This window comes from Candidatus Woesebacteria bacterium (assembly GCA_016700095.1).
GTDB lineage: Bacteria > Patescibacteriota > Microgenomatia > UBA8517 > UBA8517.
Genome location: CP065002.1, coordinates 823,720 through 844,239 on the forward strand (window position 1 = coordinate 823,720; position 20,520 = coordinate 844,239).

Below are 20,520 nucleotides of genomic sequence, written 5' to 3' on the forward strand. Positions count from 1 at the left end.
AGAATACAATTACAAGGGGCAGCTCTTTAGGGATATCTGGTTTACAATATTAAGGGAGCAGATCTCTAACTGTATCAAATATTTTACCAAATATACCACTTGTAGGTACTTTGATTTTCTTTGTAATTGAGGATATCCCAGTAGCTTGTTCTTGTCTAGCCCCATATAGGACAAGACCGACACTTGACGAAAACGACGGTTGCATAACATCATCAACCAAACCGCCGATACCCTTAGGCTTACCGAGTCTAATTGGCAACGACAGCATTCTCTTGCCCGAATCAAGAGCACCCACAACTTCAGAACCACCGCCTGTTATGATGACACCCGAAGGAACGCGATTGTTTAGTTTTTCTTTCTCAAGTTGGAGTCTGACCATCGAAAATATTTCGTTGAGTCGTGGCCTGATTATGCCTTCTGTCAGTGTTTTCCTTGAAACTTTTCGATTGAGCTCAACACCAAGTTTTGACAAATCTATTTGGTCTTCTTCGCTGGAAAGTTTCTGTTTTGTACTTTTTGTATTCTCGGATAACCAGAGTTTAATCTTTTCGGCATTATCAAGTGAAACTCTCAAACCAATCGCCAAATCATTAGTCACATTTCTTGATCCTATGGGAATAACACCGGAATATGCCAAGGCGCCATCAATATAGGCAACAATCGACGTCATCCCCCCACCAATATCGACAAGTACACAACCAAGTTCTTTTTCCGTTTTAGTTAACGTAGATCTGGCTGCCGACAAACCGGTGAAAACCAAACCATCAATTTCAATACCCACTTCATTGATCGCTTTGCGTAAATTTTTTACGGCAGCACTGGAAGCTGTGACGAGGTGGGTATGAACTTCAAGACGAACTCCGCTCATACCTATCGGATCTTTGACGCCGGATTCACCGTCTACGACAAATTCACGCGGGATAACGTGAATTACTTCGCGCGAGGAAGGAAGTGATACGGCACTTGCCGCTTCAATCACACGATCGACATCAGCTTCATTAACCTCGCCATCCGGGTCTGATATTGCAACCACACCATGTGAATTTTGTGAAGAAATATGAGCTCCACCAAGAGCAATATACGCGCTATCGAGATTATACCCCGCCATGCGTTCCGCTTTCTCAACACTTTGAATTGTCGCCTCGACAGCTTCATCTATATCGACTATTTGCCCTTTTCGAATTCCACTTGATTCAACAGAAGATGCACCAACGATATTTACCGCAGTTTCAAAACTAACCGGATCTTCTGTTACTTGCGCAATAAGCGTTACTATTTTTGAGGACCCCAATTCGATTCCAGCTACTATTTTTGATTTTGACATATATTTCTATCTTAACACCAGATTTTTAAAACGGAAGTCGATTTCCGATATATTTAATACTTCTTCAATTCTAAAGTCTTCACCTTCTTGTTTCAAGCGGCTTAAAACAAGAACCGTCGAACCCAAAAGTACATCAATGTCTCCTTGAGTCGGATAAACAAGGTCAGGTTTGTCTTTAATTTTGACAACCAGTTTATCGGTATCCAGTTTTGCGTTATCGATTTCATATGATTGCTTTAGTCGAGCAACCAAACTACTGCAAAAAAGAATTTCTTTATTTACATTTGCGCCAATCTCCGGAACTCCACCTAATATTTCGAGAACCGGAAGTGCGGTTAAATCAGTATACGACAATACTCTCCCCGATTCGTCAATAAGAATAAAAATGTTTTTTTCTTTTTCGTATAATGCGAATCTTGTGGTATTTTCGATAATCGAAACATCAAGTGTCGACGGTAGTTTATATCTTATAGCATAATCTTGAATTAAGTAATTGGCACTTAGCACTTCATTTGCTTTTCTTTTGGCAGCTTTTAGATGTAAAGACTTACTTGTATCAAGAGAGCTTAAAATGTGTTCTCCGCACGCTCCAAACTGCGTTTTGCAATTTATGTTATCAATAACAATACTCCTGGGTACAAAGTACAAGGAAGAAAAAAATATTATCAAGACGATAACAAAGTAAACGTAATTTGTTTTCACTTCATGACCTCCGTTATCACATCAATTAGCTTGTGTGAAGCATGCATGTCTAAAGTAGCAAGATCGCGTACCTGCGATTGTATTTTTCTATACCATGTACTTTTCGTGTGATCGATTGCATGATTAAGTTTTTCCGTTGTTAAATCTTTTGGCAGTATAACTTCTACCAGATTTCTTTTTTGGGCATCGTTTGCATTTAATACCTGCTCTTGATAATTGGTCCACGTCAAAGGAATAAGAATCGCCGGAATTCCGACAATCATAATTTCTGAAACTGTATTGGCACCGGCTCTACCTATGAGAATATCCGATTTTTCATAAAATCCCGGTACATCAATGGGGTCAATAAATTGATACACATGGTAACGTTTTCGTACTTTGATTGATAGTTTTTCTTTAACTTGTCGAAACTTGCCGTAATCCAAATCACCCGTATGATGATAAACGGTATAGTTAGCTAGAAGGTTGGGCAACAATTTTTCTATAACCGCATTTATCATTTGTGAACCTCTTGATCCGGCAAAGATAAAAATTGCCGGCGGGGTGTGCATTTTTTTCTTCGCGTCAAGTTGTATTATTTCGGAGTTAACCGGATTGCCGATTAATACGCCTTTACCCTTGGCGTATTTTAGTCCTTCTTTCCTTGCCAACGCGACCCTGTCGGCAAATGGTAAAGACATGCGATTGGCAAAACCTAGTCCCGTTATTTGTTCTTGTATAACCACGGGAACACGTAACAAAAATGCTGCCACTACAACAGGAAAACCCGCATATCCTCCGAAAGACAATACAAGGCTCGGTTTAATATTTTTTAATAACAAAAAAGCATGGACGAAACCGAATGGAATTTTTGCTAAAGAAACTAGCGTATATCTCGACCATTTACGTTGTAATTTTCCCGCTATCAAACCATGAAATTTAACATCAATTTGGGGCATTGTTTTTGCTTCGATTGTTAACGTCTTTTTACCCTCAACCGCATATTTTGTTCCAATCCAATGAAGCTGCCAATTCAGCTTGCTTTTTTTTATTTCTTTTATGACTGCAAGTGCGGTCGTGCCGGCATGTCCACCCGTTGCAACAATTACTTTTTCGCGGCTTACTTTGTCTGTGCGAGAGTTGTGTATTTTTCGAAATGACATCCCAATTTTATTTTTTTTGTTCATACATACTTAAGTTTTTATTCATCGAAAATATTTGAGCAAGTGTTATTTTATACGTCTTTTTTGCGTTTTTACATTTGCAAACTTGGAAATATTTAACAGTATACCAGTTCCGGTCAGCACTGCCGTCAATGAAGACCCACCATATGAAATAAACGGCAATGGTATGCCCGTCAAGGGAACCAGAGAAACCATGGCGGCAATATTAACAAACGCTTGTCCACCGATCCAGGCAACAATTCCGATTGCAAGTACTCTTGAAAAAATGTCGGGGGCTTCATAGGCAATTTTTATTCCACGAATTACAAAATACACAATTATACTAATTAATATAAGAGCACCCACAAATCCTACTTCTTCGGCAATCACGGCAAATATCGAATCATTTGCGGCTTCGGGAAGAAACAGATACTTCTGGCGTGATTGACCCAATCCCACACCAAACATGCCACCAGACCCGAGAGCGTACAAAATTTGTCTGATGTGATAACCCTTACCCAGAGGATCGGCTGTTTGTTCGAGAAATGTAACCAGTCTGTCTTTTCGGTATGGTGACATTACAATAAGGAGTAACCCCATACAAAAGGCAACAACACCAGTGATAAATATTTTTATTAAATCCTGTCCCGCAATAAATATCTGAGAAAATCCGATAATTACAAGCACGATTGTGGTACCCAAATCAGGTTCAAGCATAATTAAACCCGCAACTAAACCAATGGGGACAAAATAAGACATCGCTTTTTTGTTACTTTCAGCAACTTTAGCCAAATACATAATTAACGTAATTTTTGCCAACTCCGATGGTTGAAAAGTAAATCCGCCAATGACAATCCAGCGTCGTGCGCCAAGTAAATTCGGGGCAAAATATGGAATTAATACCATAATTAGGAGTATTACTGTAATGCCAAAAAGAGGCGTTGCCACCTTTGACCATAATTTATAATTTAGGTGAGACGTGACAATTAGTCCGCCAATTCCGATGACACTCCAGACGGCTTGTTGTTTTAGAAAATAATATTTGTCGGAAAATGTCGAAAGAGCACTGGGAGCTGAAGCATCGGCAACCGCAACAAGTCCGATCAAAGTAAGTGTTAAGGCAGAAAACAGTAATTTACGATCCATTTTCCCCACCGCCAATTTTACTTTTTTTGTTTTTCTATGCATTTTCAATTCTAAATAATTATAGCAAGTATTACGCAACCAATTAACCGACTTGGCAATATACATGATAGGCGTTCAAGTAATAAGCTCTTGAAAGATTTGTGAGAAACGTTAAAAAAGAAGTCGCAAGCTGGTTTGTTTAAATTTAAATTGTCGCAAGCCATACTCCAAATATTGCCAAGACAAGTCCTGCAAGCCAGGCTCGCATAACTATCTTTGGTTCCTCCCATCCTTTTGCCAAAAAAGCATGATGTATCGGAGCCAGTGGAAATATTGGTCTTTTCAATACTTTCCAACCGACAATTTGAATAGCCGAAGAAGCCGCCTCCATTACAAAAATCCCACCTATCACAACAAGAGCAACAATACTTCCCGTAAGTAAGCCAATCAGTCCCAACATTGCACCAAACGCCAGCGCTCCGGTATCGCCAAGCATAATACGTGCCGGCCAAACATTGAAATACAAAAATGCAACCAGTGAGCCGATCGACAAAGCCATAAAAAGAGAAAGTGGCGTATCTAAACTATCGGCGGCAATTGCCGCGAAAGCGCTCAGGCAAATAACTAGTAAACCCGATGACAATCCGTCCAAACCATCGGTAATGTTAAATGCATTCGAAAACGCAACAATAACGAAAGCGGCAAAAGGAATATATAAAAGTCCAAACGATATTTGCTCCTCTATTATGGGAAGGTAAACGTTATGAATTCCCAGGTGCGAATAAAGGACGTATCCGATTATCAGTGCGAATATTCCCTGCAAACCAAACTTAAATTTTCTACCTAAGCCGACCCACATTCCCAAAGCACCTTTTCTCATTTTGCCAAACATTTTTACCAAATCGTCCAATAATCCAAGTAAACCGAATGAAATAAAAGTGAAATAAATCACAAATAATTCGGCATTGATATTTTGATGAGCGGTTTTAATATGCACGCCCATATGATTCGCAAAAGGAAACATGCAATAAAAAATTACCGTGATAATAGTAACAAGTAATATCCCTCCTCCAACCGGTGTTCCGGCTTTTTTGTCATGCAATTTATCAAAAAGTGGAATTTTACCTATATTTGGAGCTTCCTTCCTGCGGGTTAGTTTGAGCTTATAAAGTAAATCGATAAATGGAACGACTAAAGATCCTGTTATAAAAAACGAAAAAAGAATTAAACCCAAAGCCAAGGGCAATGTGTCGTATGGATTCATGTTTAGTATTATAACTAATAATTCTTATTAATTACACTTAACGTTGGGTACCAATATCACAAATGTGTAAAATTAAACAAGGTGCTACACATACCGCTTATGACCCCACGGCTTACCTTTTCCTCACTACTTGGAAGACCTTTACTATCACCTTTTACACAATCGTCGTCTTGGGAATTCTCCCGAAGTTAGTTAGATCAATCGGAATAATGGGAAAAAATGACTCAAGCTTACACATAATTACGTTAATATATTTATAGACTATAAACCTCTTAACAGTTTTCGGGCCGTTTCAAATACAAAGGTTAGATAGTAATTACGCGATACCGGCAAGTCGTGAGCATGGAGCCAATCAATTCTTTCACCACCAAACCCTGTTTTAAAAGTTGTCACTCCGGCAAAACGATGTTTTTTCCTGCCCAATGGTGCTATGCCCCAAAAATTATACCCTTTTAAATTTCGTTTTTTGACTTCTTGTATGACGTTCCATTGAAGAAAGTACGATGAAGGAATTTGCTGGAATTTTGTCGTCGACCCGCTATGATGATAATAACCGTAATTACCGTAATAAATAATAATCGCAGCAACAAGTGGAACTTTTTTCTTCCAAACTATGTAGAGTCTCGCCTGATTATCTTTACCAAAAGTAGCCAACTGTGCTTTAAACAATCTATCCGAAAAGCCCACAAATCCATGTCTCTCAACTGTTTCCTTTTGTAGATTGGATAGAATTTGCGTACTTTTTTCATCTAGAGTATCAGTAATTGTAAGTCCAAACCCAGTGCTCTTTTTCACAATATAGCGGGTGTTTTTTCTCATACCGGCAAGGATATCTTCGCTTGTTTTAGTGGTATCTAAAATCCATGTATTCTCGGCATGTAAATGCATGGGTGCAAATATAAAACCAAGGGATGTAAACAATTTACGGTTAACCGGGGAATCTTCTAATTCTGGCCTCACTCTTACAAACCATACTTTTTCGTCCCTAGCCAGTTTTTTAATGTGACCAAGAAACGATGCTACTAGTTGTTTATTATGCCAATCAATTAACGGGCCTCCGGGAATCAAAAAATGCGGACCCCTTCTGGCTTTTTGTTTGATCACAAGGCAAGTACCGACAAGCTTACTCTTATTATAATATCCAAATCTAAATATCTTATCTCCCATAACGCGGTGCGACTCACCCCAATTCCATGATTGTAAAAATGATTTTGGGTTTTGACATAAGACAAATTCTTCCCAGATTTCTTTGCTTTGAATTTCTTTAACTTCGTAGTGCATGTTTTATAAGTGAAATAACTTGGTGAACTTGCTTTTCGTCTAAATTGGGATAAGTTGGTAAATTTACGACTCTTTTTGATAAATACTCGGCGTGCGGGCAATCACCCAAACGATAACCGACATTTTCCAAATCGCATTTCGGATCGATTATATTTGTATACCAATTGCCAAGCAGTATTTTTTTTTCTTTGGCGATCTCCAATATTCGTTTCGGGTCATCAACCAATATCGGAAATCTTAACCAAATCGCCTCGGTATTTTTGGGAGGAAGTGTGACTTTTTTCATTTTCAGGTTGTCAAAATACATATTAGCAATTGTCATTCGATGTGCGTTAAAATTGTCCAATTTAGCAAATTGCCGACTGGCCAGGGTAGCCAAAGGTGTAGACATTTTTCGTGGAAATAGATCAATTTGTTGTGTATGTAATTCCTGCCTATACACGGGTTTTGATAATATCTTAGCTTTCTGAAAAACAAACAATAATATTTTTCCAACACTCACCTTACCGACACCAAAATGATATAACGGCAATATTACTAGATTAAATAGAATCGGATGAAGTAATTGCTGGACAGCAAAAAATATTGTTGACTTTTTTAGAGTATCAATGTTGTGTGATATGGCGCTTCCTAATTTGACATTTTTGGTCAGAATCATTCCCCCAAAAACACTTGAGACTATTTTATCACGCCCGAAACTAAAAAAGGCTGCGTCGGAATATGTACCTAAAGGCTGGTGTTTAAATTTTGCACCCAAAGAATGCGCACAGTCCTCAATCAGGAAAATGTTATGCTTTTGGGCAATATTTTTAATAATATCAATTCTTGCTGGTATCCCGAAAGTATGTTGAACAATAATTGCTTTGGTTTTTTTGGTAATCTTTTTATCCAAATCGACAGGATCCAGGTTAAAAGTATCATCAATGTCAACAAATACAGGTTTAGCCTTTAGCCATTTAATCGAATTGGGGACTGCAATACACGTAAACGCTTGCACGAGAACTTCGTCTCCCTTCTTTATTCCCAGTGATTTGAGAATTACGTATTCTGCACTTCTTCCGCTATTTACAGCATATGCCCGATAATCTTTTCCGAATCTTTTTTCAAATTGCGATTCTAAATTCTTTATATTTTTTTCCAGCCAATTAAAAGGATTAAATAATGTTTTTAGGGCAATTGCCAAGTCGTCTTTTTGTGTATTTGGGGATAGCGAAATAAATATTGGTTTCATGTATAAAGGGATTGAATGTGTTTAGTTACTTTAGCCGGTAATCTGCCTTCAAATAAAAATACGCTATCTTTTTGGTTCAATCTGTCAATTATACCAATAATCTCATCGGGGTTTGTCGTTATGAGTAATTTTTCCGGTTTTTCTTCAAAACTGTTTTTAAAGTCATTTATATAATCGGCATTGGTTAGCACCAATATATCGGCACTTTTTTCGATTAACAGCCCTAAATTTCTATGCACCGTATGCGAGGCATTTGCCAGCTCAATTATTCCGGGTGTGACAACAATCTTAACACCCGTGTACTTCGACAGCGATTTAACCGCAGCCTCAAACCCCTTTGGTGTCGAATTGTAGGTATCATCTATAGCAACCGCATGCGACTTGAATATGTTTTTAGTCATTGTACCCGTTTGCGTAATCATGGTTAAACACGCCTTCTCGATAGCTTTCCATGAAACACCCAGTAACCTTGCGATTAGAATTGCACCTGTAAGATTTTCGATAAAATGTTCATCGGTAATATTGGTATGTAGTTTTCTAATAACACCTGCTAGGCTAATTTCAAAAGATATCCCGTCTCTTTTATTTTTTGTAATTTTTGCAACGGCACACTTTTTAGTCGATTTTCCCGATCCCACTTTGTATCGATACACATCAAGTTTCTTGTGTTTTTCGGCTCTTTGAGCAAGTTCCTCGCAGATTGTATTTGATGTATTAAATACCGCCATACCCTTGTCGGGTAATGCATCAATAAGCTCGTATTTGGCAGTTTTTATATTTTCTAAACTTCCAAAAAGCTCAAGATGCTGCTCCTCGATACCGGTTATAACCCCAATTGAAGGATGTGTGAAATCAGCAATCGCGGCGATTTCACCGATTTTGTAAGCACCCATTTCCGCGATAAATACTTGTGTTTGTTCACTAAAATCACTAAGTATCTTTCTGGCAACACCGAATTCGTTATTCTGGTTTTTATATGTTTTTTCAACTACAAAGGAATCTTCAAGAAGATGACAAAGGAATTCTTTTGTTGTTGTTTTTCCATAGCTACCGGTTATTCCGATCACTTTGGGCTTAATCTTGGCAAGCTTTGTTCTCGCCTTGTGCACATCTTCTTTTTTAGCTTTTTCTACCAACGGTTTTGTAACGATAACCCCGACAGCAATGCCAATTATTAAATTTAGTTCAGCCAACAAAAGCGCTGTTTCAAATCGTATAATATCAAGGACTTGGATTAGCACAATAACGACAAACCCCACCAATACAGTTTTAAAAATATTGGATATTCGCTTTGTTATAACTGGCTTAGGTATTTGTCTTCTCAATAATTTACTAAACAAATAAATATCCAAGACAACAAACAATCCAATCGGAATTAAGGAAACAGGACTAATAAAAATAAGTACTATTTTCAAAATAATCTGAGTTAACAATAACTTTTCGACTCCGGAACTACTTTTCAATAATATTTTAAATTTATCGAGCCTATACTCTTTCTCCTGTACCCGATACATCCAAACCACCAATTGCAGAAAAGCCTGTGGAAACCAGATTGCTAAAACTATTAGTTTGAAAGTATTATCCATATTTTTTTCTAAATATTTACAACAGATCTTAAGGTCATATTAAATAGTATAATTCGGGGTTAACAAAATCCTTCTTAACCCCCTCTTTAAACACGCTTAAAAGTAATTTCAACAGAAAAGTTTGCCTTCGTGGCAAATTAGCCTTCTCCAATCTTACTCTAAACAAGCTTTCATAAACTTGAGACCAAGCGTTTATTAATATCCAACGTTAAGTATAAAATTCCTTTCATTGGCGCAAATTATTTAAAATAGTTGTCAATTTTACAGGCAATACTTTTTGATAAATTGTAAGGCAATTTATGACCTTGGTTTTTATAAATAAACATCTGTGAATAAGCGCTATTGCGTTTAATAAATCTTGCGTCACCAATGGGCGTCATTTTGTCTTCCAAACCCCACAGAATCAAGATAGGTACTTTAACTTTGTGTATTACTTTTCGCAAATCTTCATTGATTACATTTTGAAATGTTTTTTTCATAGTAAATCCCAATTTTTCATAATCGTGTTCGCGTGCCACTTTATACAAACCCTTGCGAAACATTTTAGAAAAAATCGGAATGACTAAAAATATCTTTCCTGCTTTCGCGGCGATAAAAAATACCATGCGCTTAACCTTACTTGCCCTGGAAAAACCTCCGCTCGCGCATAGTACCAAACCTGAAACACGGTTACTTCGCAAACCCATCTTTACAGCGATGCGCCCGCCAAACGAGTGACCAAAAACGATATATTTATCATTATCAAAATGCTTGACGGCAATCTTTGTTACATACGTCGAATAGCGATCTAAATCCCATACGCTTGTTACGGGTTTTTCAAATCCCGCCAGTTTGGGAATCACTACCTTCCACCCCAGATGCACCAATTCTTTTTCAAGCGGTTTTAGCTTTTTAGAACTTGCTCCCCAACCATGCAGAAGAATGATGTTTTTAGAAGCCATATATATATTCTACATTTAAAGTGAAATTTTTTGCACTTTTTTCAACTTTTCTTTCAAAAACCAACTTGCAACATTTACAAAGTTGTCAGTTAAATCCGTAACAAAGTATTCGTGAAAAGGTTGACGGGAATTATTTTGCATGTTTTTGTCTTTCAATACTTGCCCGAGTGAAATTGCCACCGTCTTTCCTGCATCCAGTAAACTCACATCTTTCCCCATGTAATTACGAATTTTATTTGCCAACATGGGGTAATGCGTACAACCTAAAACAAGGGTGTCTACTTTATTTCTTCTCATATCACTTAGGTAATTATCTATTAGCATATCTATTAACTTACCCTTAACGATACCTTCCTCAATAAACGGTACAAACAAGGGACACTCTTTCTCAATAACTAGTGCGTGTGGATTAATTTTTTTTATACCGTTTGTGTAAGCATGACTATTTACTGTACCGCGCGTTGCAATTACACCGATTTTTTTTATGTTGACAAGCGACATCATGCACGATGATACGACATCCAAAACCGGAATTGTCATACTTTGCCGTACTTCGTTGGCAGCCCAAGAAGATGCGGTATTGCAGGCAATAACTACACACTTAACGTTCTTTCCTACCAAAAATTGCGCATCCTGTTTGGCAAATTTAACAACCACTTCTTTACTCCGGGTACCATACGGAACTCTGGCCGTATCGCCCAGATAGACTATGCTTTCGTTGGGTAATAGTGCGCGAATCTGAGAAACTACGGTTAAACCACCGAGTCCCGAATCAAATACACCAATGGGTCTTGTGTCCATATTTTTTAGTACTCATTGAAGCCTTTCAACACATGCTTTGAATAAAGCACCCCTTTGTTTGTAGCTTGTGAACATATCAAAACTTGCGGCACCCGGCGACAATAAAACCACTCCACCAGATTTCGTAACTTGTCTTGCTTTATCAACTATTATTTTCATATCGGTTTTTCCTAGATTATCAACATTTACTTTTATATTTTCCTTTGTAATTAATGTCATTAGTTTTTGAGAAATCTGGCCAATGAGCAATATATTTTTTACACTACTTAACTTAATCTGTTTAATCATTTCTTCATAATTTAACAATTTATCATAACCGCCCAGTATCAACGTAATCGGTTCCGTAAACGACTTAATCGCTGCAATAACCGGATCGGGTCCGGTGGAAAATGAATCATTGTAATATTTAATTCCGCCAACTTCACGGACAAGTTCCAATCTATGTTCCAGTCCGCGGAAAGAAAAAACAGCCGCTTTGATTGCATCACTTTTTATATTAAGTACTTTTGCGACTGTAAGTGCGGCAAGAACATTTTCCCAATTATGTTTCCCTCTTAACAGCAAATCTGCCGTGTTGCCAAGAACGGTTTTTGTGTTGTTTAAATTAGTAATCAGCATATTGTCGTCAACATAGCTTCCCTCAACACTGTTTTTTATACTGAAAGCATATTTTTTACCCTTGCCAATTTTGGAAAAACTTTTGGGTACTTCGTAATCGTTATTAATCACTGCATAATCTTTGTCATTCTGGAATTTAACGATATTCTTTTTGGCTGCACGATACTCATTAATACTTGCATGCCAGTCTAAGTGATCTGCTGTAATATTTAAGATAACCGCAATATGTGGGCTTTTATCAAGATCCATAAGCTGAAAAGATGAAAGCTCGAGAACAACTATGGAATTCCTGTTAAGTTTGGGCAGTAATGACAAAAATGGAATCCCGATATTTCCGGCTAAATGAACATCGCAACCGGCAGTTTTTAAAATTTCGTAAATCAAGGTACTCGTTGTCCCCTTTCCCTTGGTGCCTGTCACACCTATAATTTTACAAGGGGATTTTTCAAAAAATAGTTTTACCGCCGAGGAAACCATAACACCTTGTTTTACTGCATGTATAATTTCGTCTCTCAAGGGATATACTCCCGGTGACCGAAATATGAAGTTGTACTGCGACAGATCACTTGTAAACGCTTTTTTTCCAAAGATATATTTGACCGACTTTTTGATTGTTGGTGGAATAGTAATATTATCCTCTTCTTTCTCATCAAGAATTGTAATCTCGGTTTTGAAATTCTGTAAGTATAATGCCAGATCAACACCTTCGACACCCAAACCCAGAATGGCAATTTTTTTATTAGTGTATTTTGTTTCCATATCCTAAATTTGTGACAATTTATGTCTCATTAGGTTGTCAGCCTTAGTTAACTGATCGGGAGTATTTATACCACACCACTGAGATGAATCCTTAATTGCATATACCAAAACCTTACGTGATTGTTTTATGGCAAGTTCAATAAAATCAGTCAACAAATATTCCTGTTGCACATTGTTATTTTTTATTTTACCGAAATTTTCCATAAACCAAGCGCGATCAAAAAGATACACCCCATCATTTACTTCGCTAATCTTTTTTTCCTCGTCGGTTGCATCTTTCTCTTCAACGATTTTTACAAAGTTATCTTTTTCGTCTCTTACAATCCGGCCAAATCCGAAAGGATTATCTAAAACCAAACTAATTAAAGTAATTGTTGCCTTACTGTCACTATGCATTTTTATCAATTTCCTGTATGTTTCTTTGGTGTAAAAAGCATTGTCATCGCCATACATTACCAAAACATTTCTGTTCTTTGACTCACCCACTCCACAAAATGCCGCATGGCCGGTTCCCAATTGCCGGTCTTGCTCAACGTAACGAAGCGAATTACCAAAATATGTGTGTATTACATCTAGCCTATAACCAACGACTGCAATAATATCCACTACTCCAATCCGCCGCAAGTTATCGATAGGATAGGTTAACATTGGTTTACCTGCTAACTTATGCATTACTTTGGGTGTTTGCGATTTTAGTCTACTGCCTTTTCCGGCAGCAAGAATTACAGCATCTAGTAGCAATTTGTTAGTCAATATATCTTTCACAAATTCCCTGTCGTTCCAGGGATGCTCCACATTATCATAAGCCATCGACATTTCATGACCTTTCCCGCATATCACGACAGTGTCACCTTTTTTAGCAAGTTTTTTTATCGCATAATAAATCGCCTCACCTCTTTCGGGCATTGTCAAATATGCGTGTTTCTCAAGTTTATTAATGTCTTCGACAGATAAATCAGTTGCATTTACCGTATCACTTCCTACTCCTGACAACATATCCTTGAATATACTAAACACATCTTCTTTGCGCGGATCCTCTGCCGTAAACACTGCAATATCAGCAAGTCTTGTTGCAACTTCGGCCATCATTGGACGCTTTGTTAAGTCTCTTTGGCTTGCACATCCAAACACACATATCACTCGGCCTTGGGACTCACTCTTAAGTTGTCGTAAAACATTTTCCAGTGAGTTCGGAGTATGTGCGAAATCAACATATATTTTTAGGTGTAAATCATTGTTGATTTCTTCTCGCCTTCCTTCCAATTGAGGGAATGATGATAGTGCGGTGTTTATTACTTTATCGGAAATAGTATAGTGTTTTGCCACACTAATTGCCGCAAGAGCATTAGAAATATTGTAGCTACCTGCCATTGATAACTTGACTTTAAATTTTGAAGCTTTAGTTTTGACTTCAAATGTAGGTATATTTTTTGTGTGAGTTATATTTGACGCATACACATCTGCTGATTTATCGATGATAGAGTACGAAATTATTTGAGATTTGTTTTCTCTTCTTTGGGATAAGAAATTATACGCACTGTCATCTTTATTGAGAACTATCGTGTTTCCCGCTTCAAAAAGCATCGCTTTCGCGTTCAAATAATTTTCAAAAGTTTTATGATAATCAAGATGTTCGTGAGTTATGTTTGTCAAAACACTTACATCAAAATCAACCCCAATAACCCGACCTTGATCTAAACCATGTGAAGTTACTTCGATGACTGCATATGTGCAACCGTTTGCAACCATGCGAGAAAGAAGTTTTTGTAAATCAATTGAATCGGGATTTGTAACATGTAGCCCGGTGTCAATTGCTTCATTACCGATTTTTGCCGAAATCGTACTAATCATACCCACATTCTCACCACTACTTTTTAGTATTTCGTAAATCATATTTACTGTAGTTGTTTTCCCGTCGGTACCAGTCACGCCAATAACTTTCATTTTTTCGCTTGGATTGTCAAACCACTGCGAAGCCAATAGACCAAGCGCTTCACGCGAATCGGCAACTTTCACATATGCAGTAAGTGAAGACCAGCTTTTGTCAGGTAGCTTTTCCCCGACAACACATGCCGCCCCCGAATCGATAGCTTTTTGTATATAATCATGTCCGTCGCAATTTAAACCTTTTATGGCAACAAACATATCACCTTTTTTCACTTTTCTACTGTCTTGAGTAATTCCCGAAATAAGGACATCCTTTCCCATAAATTGATAATTCGGAAGGCACTTAAGTAGTGTCAGTAGTTTATTTTTCATGTCAAAGGAATTGTACTTCGGGCTCAAGGAGGACATTAAATTTATCATAAACATCTAACGATATTTTTTGAGCTAACTCTTTAATTTCTTTTGCAGTTCCCAATTTGTCGGGATTAGTTAATACAAGAGCATGCTTTGTTGAAACAGCAACATTTTTGTATTTTTTTCCCTTCCAGCCTGCTTTGTCAATCAGCCAACCCGCCGATAATTTAACTGTTGTAGCAGTGTTGGGAAAATTTGGAATATCAGGATGCAAAGTTAATAGTTTTTTCAAAACCGTTTTTTTAACAATCGGATTTTTAAAAAAAGACCCACTGTTACAAACTATTTTCGGATTCTCAAGTTTTTCCGAACGAATAGCCAAAACAGCACACCTAACTTGAGAAAGGGTTGGATTAACAATATTTTTTGCTTCCAAATAACCTGTCAGGGATTGATATTTAATTTTCGGGACATTGATTTTTTTAAGTCTCAGAGTTACTTGATAAACGATATAGCGTCCCTTATTCCCTTTTCTTTTAAAAACACTATCCCGATAACCAAACTGGCATTCCTTTTTTGAAAAACGTTTAAATTTACCCAATTTAGTGTCGTATGCTGTTAGCGAAACGAAGGTCTCTTTAATTTCCTGTCCATATGCTCCGATATTTTGTATAGGTGCAGCACCGGTAGTCCCCGGTATTCCCGATAAGCACTCAATTCCTTGATATCCCTTCTTAACCATTTCCCCAACCAATTCTTCCCAATTTTTACCAGCTCCGACCGTCACCAAAACACTGCTTTTTCTAAGTTTAATTTCTACATCCTTGTTCGTTAAACTTACAACAACTCCATCTATTCCATCATCGTTAATTAGTACATTGCTACCACCACCCAATGCGACTACTTGGAGTTTATTTTCCTTGGCAAATTTGCAAATTTCTACCAATTCTGATTTAGTAGTCGCTTGTGCAAAATATTTCGCATTTCCGCCAATACTAAAAGTCGTACGATTTTTAAGGGACACTGATTCTCTAATATTTTTCATTATATTTTTACTTTCCCCGCAACACTTCTTTAGCCAACTGATAACTTTTCCCTGCGCCCATTACAATCACAACATCTCCTTTTCGGGCTTTACCAATTATATAGTTTTTTATTTCATCAAATGAATCAATCGCGACAGCATTGTTGTGATTACATACTTTCACGATGGATTTATTACTTACACCAAAAGTTTTAGTGTCACGAGATTTGTATATTGGTGCAACAACCACGATATCGGCATCACTAAAGGCATCCTTGTAAGAAACAAGTAACCTTGCCGTTCGTGAAAAGGTATGAGGTTCAAAAACACACAGAATTCTTTCTTTTGGGTGTTTTTGCTTTATGGCTGAAAGAGTTGCCTTAACAGCCGTAGGATGATGGGCATAATCATCATATATTTTAATCGATTTTGTTTCACCGATTAATTGCAGTCGTCTTTGGGTACCGGGAAATGTTCTCAGTGTTTTTTCAATCAGTGCATCGGGGATATTATCGTGTTTGGCAAGACATATTAATCCCAATGCATTGGAGACATTGTGGATCCCATACATATTTAGATTGAAAGTGTGGCTATACTTGGTTTTCTCATTTTTGACACTAAATTTAACCCCCTTGGAATTCATGGATACTATTTTCGCCGTGAATGAATTGGCAAGTTTTACAAGTGGTTTTTCCGATATTGTATAACCCATGATATTCAAATTATCTTTTTTCTCTTTGCTTAATGTTTTTACCAACTTGTTTATTCCCTTGGAGTCTTGATTGAGGATAAGTAATTTGTTTCCTTCGAGTTTATTTAGTAATTTGCGAAAAGTATTTATGACATGATCTTCGTCTCGAAAATAGTCGGGGTGGTCGTATTCGATATTATTTATAATAAGTGTATCCGGCTTGTAGTTTAAAAAATTTCCATAAAACTCATCAGCTTCTAATATAAAAATATTGCTTTTTCCATAATGGAAATTAGCTCCCCATGGAGTAAAGTTCGCACCAACAATTACCGACGGATCCAGTTTCGCTTTCTCATATAAAAATCCGACAAGTGTCGTAACTGTCGACTTTCCGTGTGTTCCCGAAATACACATCACCCTTTTATTTTTAAGCAAATATCTTCCGGTAAACTGCTGCCAAGTTAGCAATGTCTTTTTTCTCCCCGCAAGAACTTCCGGGTGTTTTTTATTTGAAAATAACACTGAAGGAGAGACCGCAAGTACGTTAGCATTTACAATGTGCCGGGGATCATGGCCGAAACTAACCGGAATACCCATTTTTTTCACTTTCAGTAAATACGGGCTATCTGCCAATTCATCACATCCATCTACCTCAAATCCTTGTTTTTTTGCAATAATTGCAGCGGCACTCATTCCACTTCCTCCAATTCCCATAAAATGAATTTTATTTTTTATCATGAAGTTATCGCTTTGTTTCGGTCAGGACTTCGATTTTAGCACCAAGCTTTTTCAAATTTTCGGCAAAGTAAGGATGGCCGCGATATAGAGCATCCGCATCGAGAATTAACGTTTCACCATCGGCAACCATACCCGCAATAACAAGAGCAACCACGGCGCGAATAATGTAGGGAGCTTCCAATGTACCACCAACTAACTTCTTTCCTCCGACTACTACCACCCGATGTGGATCACACATAATTACTTCTGCTCCCAATTTAATTAATTCGCTCGTCCAAAACAAACCCGCCTCGTACATCCAATTATGAAAAATCATATATCCATCCGGGGCGATAAGCGCAAGCGGTATCATCATGGGCAATAAATCAACGGGAAACCCGGGCCAAGGTTGCGCTCGCACGATATTGGTTTTCTTTTTGAAAGAACCTGTAAATTTAATGTGCTGTTTGGCTTCTACAATGGCGGCATTATCTTTAAAAACAATATTAATATTAAATTTGGAAAACTCATAAGCAATTTGTGAATATAGACTTGGGTCGACGTCGTGCACTTTTATCCGTCCACCCGTCGCGGCACCTAGAGCCAAGAAAGTAGTAACTTCATTGTGGTCACTTAAAATGCGGTATCTGACACTTGTTAATGTTTTTCCGCCGTGTATTTCGAGAATGTTTGATCCAACCCCGATAATTTTGGCACCGGCTTTATTGAGAAAATTGCATAAATCCTGAATTTGCGGTTCACAAGCTGCACCTGTAATTCTGGTTGTGCCCTTTAGGGTAACAGCTATCATAACCAAAGTACTTGTAACCGACACTGCCTGCTCAGTCATCCAGATGTTACGTGAACCTGCATTTTTCGCATCCATCACGATTCCTTTACTACTTTCAGTGACGAGAATACCCAAGTCACGGAAGGCTTTCAGAAATGGTTCAATCGGGCGAATTCCAAGTGTACAACCACCCGGTAAATCGCGCATATCGACTTTTTTAAATCTCCCCAATAAACCGCCCCACACCAAAGCTGAGCCTTTCATATTTCCGACATCTTCGCTTGTCAATTTACTAAACGTGACGTGTGTATTATCAATTGACATCTCTTTTTTATCTTTGTTCCATGAAATTTTACTGCCAAGTTTTTCTAAAATGCTTATCAATTTATAAACATCACTAATATCGGGTATATTCTCTAAAACCACTTTGGCACGAAAAAGAAGAGTTGAAGGAAGAATGTGAACGGCTGAATTTTTACTTCCGGAGGGAAATATTTCACCTGATAAAACTTGACCACCTTGTACTTTGATATCCATGTGTCGATAGTATTATTGTAACATCTCGTGTCTAGTTCGTGGGCTGAATTCCGTAGTATAGGAACAAATCCTTCGCGACCATATACCACAATGGCGCCGCTGTTTCGGATGCCCACTGACTTGATTGAGGTTCTTTTAGGGTAATAAGCATGACAAATTTTGGATCGTCATAAGGAGCAAAACCGACAAAACTGGCAATTGTTTTTTCTGCATCATAATGCCCCTCTATCGGAATTTGTGCAGTACCCGTTTTTCCGGCGACTTTAAACCCGGAAACATATGTCCACTTCGATTCACCTATTCTTGCCGCTTCTACCATCATCGCCGTAATCTCATCTGCTGCTTTTTTGGAAATTACACGTCCAACTTCCTCAACTTTAATATCTTCTTGCCATCCTTCTCCCTGTAAGCTTTTTACGACTGTTGGTTTTAATAAAATACCATCATTGGCAATGGCGCTTACGGCATTTACTATCTGTATCGGAGTTGTTGCAATTCCTTGTCCAAAACTTGATGTTGCCAAGTCAATTTCACTCCAACGGTTTTTTTCACGAATTGCAGGCGTCACTTCACCCTGAAGATCAATTCCTGTTAGTTTACCCATTCCAAACTTCGACAAATAATCATACATTTTGTCCTTCCCCATTTTTTGGGCTACATACACCATCCCCACATTGTCGGAATGAACTATTACATCCGTCATACTTGAATCTTTGTTATATTCATTGTTCCATGTGTTGATATAATATTTATCAATTTTTATCGGTTTATCGCAAATTTCACATTTAGTATCGGGTTTAACTACACCCGAATCTAAACCCGCAGCCATTACTAGTACTTTAAAAATAGACCCCGGTTCAAAAGCGTTCGAAATCGTTGGATTTTTAAATAGTTCATTTGACCAAACACTATACGTACTCGGGTCATACGAAGGGAAAGATGCCATGGCGATAACCGCTCCCGTTTTCGGATTCATAATAATGCCCGAACCTTCGCTGGCACCGTAAATTTCCAAACCTCTTTTCAACTCACGCTCAAGAGTAATCTGGACAGCTTTGTCGATATTGGTAATTAGATCAACTCCTTGTACGGCAAATATTTCTTTCGAGTTACCAATTAAAATCGGTATTCCGCGTGCATCCGACTCTCTTGCTTTGTAACCCGGTTTTCCTGACAATATTAAATCGTAAAATCCTTCCAGACCGAAGTAGCCAATATCTTCTCCATGATCGTTTTTACCCACAAAACCAAGTAAATGCGCTGAAGACGAACTCTCCGGATACAATCTGATCTCTTGAGGGTCAAAACCAATTCCCTCAATTTCGAGTGCTTCAATCGCCTCTTTCGTGGGTTTTTCAATTTTTTGTTTTAACTGTACCCAAACGACATCATTGCGGGAAAGTAATGCCGTAAGCCGGACTACTTCATCAAGTAGAATTTGTCTGTCGGAAATATCTTCAACAAAAAATGGAGCCAGTTTATCGGCAATCCTTTGCGGATCCTCTTTAATATTGGGGAGTGATGCATAGACAAGCCACGCCTCCTGACGTGTAGCCAAACCGGTAGAGTCGCTTGCCAAAATACTACCCCTTGGCGCTTGAACGACCTGACCAATTTCATATTGACCCCGCGCTTTAACCGACAATTCCTTGCCCTCAATTATTTGCCAGTAAAATAAACGTACAACAAGGGCTATAAAACCGATGATAAAAAGTACAAGTAATACGCGAAAGCGGTTTACCATAT

Annotated in this window: 16 protein-coding genes; all 16 read right to left on the reverse strand. The window is 38.0% G+C overall.

Annotation, left to right across the window (positions count from 1 at the left end):
• Positions 1-49: 49 nt before the first annotated feature.
• The 16 genes from ftsA to IPM62_04285 all read right to left on the reverse strand — a co-directional run bounded on the left by ftsA (position 50) and on the right by IPM62_04285 (position 20,518).
• Positions 50-1,324, reverse strand: coding sequence for a cell division protein FtsA (gene ftsA / locus IPM62_04210; protein ID QQS38557.1), 1,275 nt, complete (start codon positions 1,322-1,324; stop codon positions 50-52).
• 6 nt (positions 1,325-1,330) lie between these two features.
• The gene (locus IPM62_04215; protein ID QQS38558.1) at positions 1,331-2,026 is read right to left on the reverse strand and encodes a hypothetical protein; all 696 of its coding nucleotides are present in this window, start codon (positions 2,024-2,026) and stop codon (positions 1,331-1,333) included.
• Positions 2,023-3,192: a UDP-N-acetylglucosamine--N-acetylmuramyl-(pentapeptide) pyrophosphoryl-undecaprenol N-acetylglucosamine transferase gene (locus tag IPM62_04220; GenBank protein QQS38559.1), complete on the reverse strand. Its 1,170-nt coding sequence runs from the start codon at positions 3,190-3,192 to the stop codon at positions 2,023-2,025. The genes IPM62_04215 and IPM62_04220 overlap by 4 nt, the downstream gene beginning before the upstream one ends.
• Positions 3,193-3,234: 42 nt before the next feature.
• Complete coding sequence (gene ftsW, locus IPM62_04225; protein ID QQS38560.1) at positions 3,235-4,356, reverse strand: putative lipid II flippase FtsW; 1,122 nt, start codon at positions 4,354-4,356, stop codon at positions 3,235-3,237.
• A 142-nt stretch (positions 4,357-4,498) separates the two neighbouring features.
• Complete coding sequence (locus IPM62_04230) at positions 4,499-5,557, reverse strand: hypothetical protein (protein QQS38561.1); 1,059 nt, start codon at positions 5,555-5,557, stop codon at positions 4,499-4,501.
• Positions 5,558-5,818: 261 nt separating this feature from the next.
• Positions 5,819-6,838, reverse strand: a complete 1,020-nt coding sequence (locus IPM62_04235) for a peptidoglycan bridge formation glycyltransferase FemA/FemB family protein (GenBank protein QQS38562.1) — start codon at positions 6,836-6,838, stop codon at positions 5,819-5,821.
• Positions 6,822-8,069 carry an aminotransferase class I/II-fold pyridoxal phosphate-dependent enzyme gene (locus IPM62_04240; GenBank protein QQS38563.1) on the reverse strand — a complete coding sequence of 416 codons (1,248 nt, stop codon included), beginning with the start codon at positions 8,067-8,069 and terminating at the stop codon, positions 6,822-6,824. The genes IPM62_04235 and IPM62_04240 overlap by 17 nt, the downstream gene beginning before the upstream one ends.
• Positions 8,066-9,655, reverse strand: a complete 1,590-nt coding sequence (locus IPM62_04245) for a UDP-N-acetylmuramoyl-tripeptide--D-alanyl-D-alanine ligase (GenBank protein ID QQS38564.1) — start codon at positions 9,653-9,655, stop codon at positions 8,066-8,068. The genes IPM62_04240 and IPM62_04245 overlap by 4 nt, the downstream gene beginning before the upstream one ends.
• 239 nt (positions 9,656-9,894) lie before the next feature.
• Positions 9,895-10,596, reverse strand: a complete 702-nt coding sequence (locus IPM62_04250) for an alpha/beta hydrolase (GenBank protein ID QQS38565.1) — start codon at positions 10,594-10,596, stop codon at positions 9,895-9,897.
• A 15-nt stretch (positions 10,597-10,611) separates the two neighbouring features.
• Positions 10,612-11,397: a glutamate racemase gene (locus IPM62_04255; GenBank protein QQS38566.1), complete on the reverse strand. Its 786-nt coding sequence runs from the start codon at positions 11,395-11,397 to the stop codon at positions 10,612-10,614.
• Between the two features lie 12 nt (positions 11,398-11,409).
• Entirely contained in the window at positions 11,410-12,774 is a 1,365-nt protein-coding gene (gene murD / locus IPM62_04260; protein ID QQS38567.1) for a UDP-N-acetylmuramoyl-L-alanine--D-glutamate ligase, read from the reverse strand.
• Between the two features lie 3 nt (positions 12,775-12,777).
• Positions 12,778-15,033: a UDP-N-acetylmuramoyl-L-alanyl-D-glutamate--2,6-diaminopimelate ligase gene (locus IPM62_04265; GenBank protein QQS38568.1), complete on the reverse strand. Its 2,256-nt coding sequence runs from the start codon at positions 15,031-15,033 to the stop codon at positions 12,778-12,780.
• Position 15,034: 1 nt separating this feature from the next.
• On the reverse strand, positions 15,035-16,060 hold the full coding sequence (gene murB, locus IPM62_04270) for a UDP-N-acetylmuramate dehydrogenase (GenBank protein QQS38569.1): 1,026 nt from the start codon (positions 16,058-16,060) through the stop codon (positions 15,035-15,037).
• 7 nt (positions 16,061-16,067) lie between these two features.
• Positions 16,068-17,468 (reverse strand): UDP-N-acetylmuramate--L-alanine ligase, encoded by a 1,401-nt coding sequence (gene murC / locus IPM62_04275; GenBank protein ID QQS38570.1) that lies wholly within the window; start codon positions 17,466-17,468, stop codon positions 16,068-16,070.
• A 4-nt stretch (positions 17,469-17,472) separates the two neighbouring features.
• Positions 17,473-18,774, reverse strand: a complete 1,302-nt coding sequence (locus IPM62_04280; protein QQS38571.1) for a UDP-N-acetylglucosamine 1-carboxyvinyltransferase — start codon at positions 18,772-18,774, stop codon at positions 17,473-17,475.
• 31 nt (positions 18,775-18,805) lie between these two features.
• Positions 18,806-20,518, reverse strand: a complete 1,713-nt coding sequence (locus tag IPM62_04285; GenBank protein QQS38572.1) for a penicillin-binding protein 2 — start codon at positions 20,516-20,518, stop codon at positions 18,806-18,808.
• Between the last annotated feature and the right edge of the window lie 2 nt (positions 20,519-20,520).